Raw genomic sequence first — 1,819 nt, 5'->3', positions numbered from 1 at the left:
CACCTGCGCACCGTCATAGACGAAGCGCGTCTCCTGCCCGCTCTCGATCAATCGCTCCAGCCGCCCCAAAGCATCATAGCTGAGCGTCAGGTTCACCGGGCCCGTCACCTGCGTGAGGTGGTTCTCCACATCATGAGCGTAGCCCCACGCACCCCGGCCGACGAAGCGTTACAAGTTATTTATTCATCTTTATTTTCCTTATAAGTATAATATATTTCATTTCCGAAGCACCTTATCGATAATTTTATGGATTTCAATTGGCTGTCAATTATGATCTCCATATTCCTACTCCACCTATCTCTCCGCCCTTTCTGGGATTGACACTGTTTATTGACATCAATAAAAGTCTCAAAAGGAATATAGATTGCAAAGAATGGTCGCATCTCCGATTTATAATACCAAGATCGAACGACAGGCTCGGCCAACCAGACTTTCTGAACATATTTTATTTTTGGAATAATTTTATCAATTTTTAAACACTTTCTACGAATACATATTTTCTCTAAATGACCATCTTTTTTGCTGGCGGTGATTGATAACTTCACACGCCGCCCCCTGATATCCTGTACAACAAAGGAGGCATGGTGTGCAGGTAATGGTTCAATTTGTGGATGCACAAACGTTACTGTTAGGTCGTTTAACTTAGAGAGCTTTTGAGCCAATTCCTCTTGGCTGACTCTGCTCTCTTCATTAGAACTAGAAGGTGGTTCTACCCGCGCCATAGCGCTCAACGATTCTATCCCCCACGCAAGCCCTCCTATTACCGCGACCACCCTCAAGAAAATTCTAAAATCTCGTATGTGATCTTGAAAAGGGTCGTTCATATCATGGCCTTTCCATACGCCACCATGCTTTCACCCTTCCCTTCGCCCAAACAAGCACCCTCTCGGGAGAACCTCCTTGCCCGGCGCCCTCTCCTTGAATGGTGGATTAAATCGCACCAATCCACCGAATGGTGTTACCAGTAACGCCGAAAAAGGAGCGATCCCCTGCACTGCCAGTTGGTCGTTAAGGTCATTGAGAAATTCCGTATCTACCGGTTTCCCAGGATAACCAGTCAATGCATTGCGTGAACTCGGCCCTGAGAGCATGGACCTGCTCTGGTCACCGGCAGGAAAGCCTGTCGGAGGATGCGAATGCAGAATAGATATCGGAATCCCTGGTAGATTTTTTAGCGAGATGGATATAGAATCTCCGCTACCAACGGTCACGTTAACTGCCTTAAAACCATTTATTACTTTAACAATAACCGATCCAATTTCTTTGTCCGTTCCATAACGTTGCGCATAAAACTTGAATGCATTCGCGGCGGCCTCTTCGCTGGTTGGGAACGTCGCTTTGTCCGGATCCCTGGGATCAGAATTGCATATGGCGTCAATCTGGCTGGGGGAAAACCCGAGCATCGCGAGGCCTTGCATCAAACCATCGAGAATATAGTTGCTTAACGCGATCGCAAAAAGGCGCCTTTGGCTCTCCGACGGTTTCTTCGGACGCGTCCCGGTTACGACGATCTCCTCGATCGGCTCGTCGTCAGTGCCAAGGGGATCGACGGCATTGACCGGATCGCCGCCGACGTAAGAATAGAGATTGAGCTGGCCGGAGGCAAAACCGATGGGGTCAGGCTCAAGAAAGCGGGCGAGCTCCGTGGCATAAACCCGCGCGCGCATGTGCAGCAGATCCGTGCCCGGAAGCCGGATCGCGCCCGTGTAGCCGAAGCGGCTGAACGCCGTGTCGGAGCTTTCTCCCCACGGCCCGTAGCGGAAGGTCGCGATCGCCGCGCCCGCATCGTTCGCCACCGCCACCACCGAGCCCCGCTCGT

Annotated in this window: 2 protein-coding genes; both read right to left on the bottom strand. The window is 50.7% G+C overall.

Going from position 1 to position 1,819, the window contains the following annotated elements; all coding sequences use genetic code 11:
• Positions 1-179: 179 nt before the first annotated feature.
• Complete coding sequence (locus tag D6694_13570; protein RMH36781.1) at positions 180-824, bottom strand: hypothetical protein; 645 nt, start codon at positions 822-824, stop codon at positions 180-182.
• A gap of 30 nt (positions 825-854) precedes the next feature.
• The coding region (locus tag D6694_13565; protein ID RMH36780.1) for an RHS repeat-associated core domain-containing protein at positions 855-1,819 on the bottom strand (965 nt) is incomplete at its 5' end.

The sequence above is a fragment of the Gammaproteobacteria bacterium genome, assembly GCA_003696665.1.
GTDB lineage: Bacteria > Pseudomonadota > Gammaproteobacteria > Enterobacterales.
This window is presented reverse-complemented; position numbering and strand designations above follow the sequence as displayed.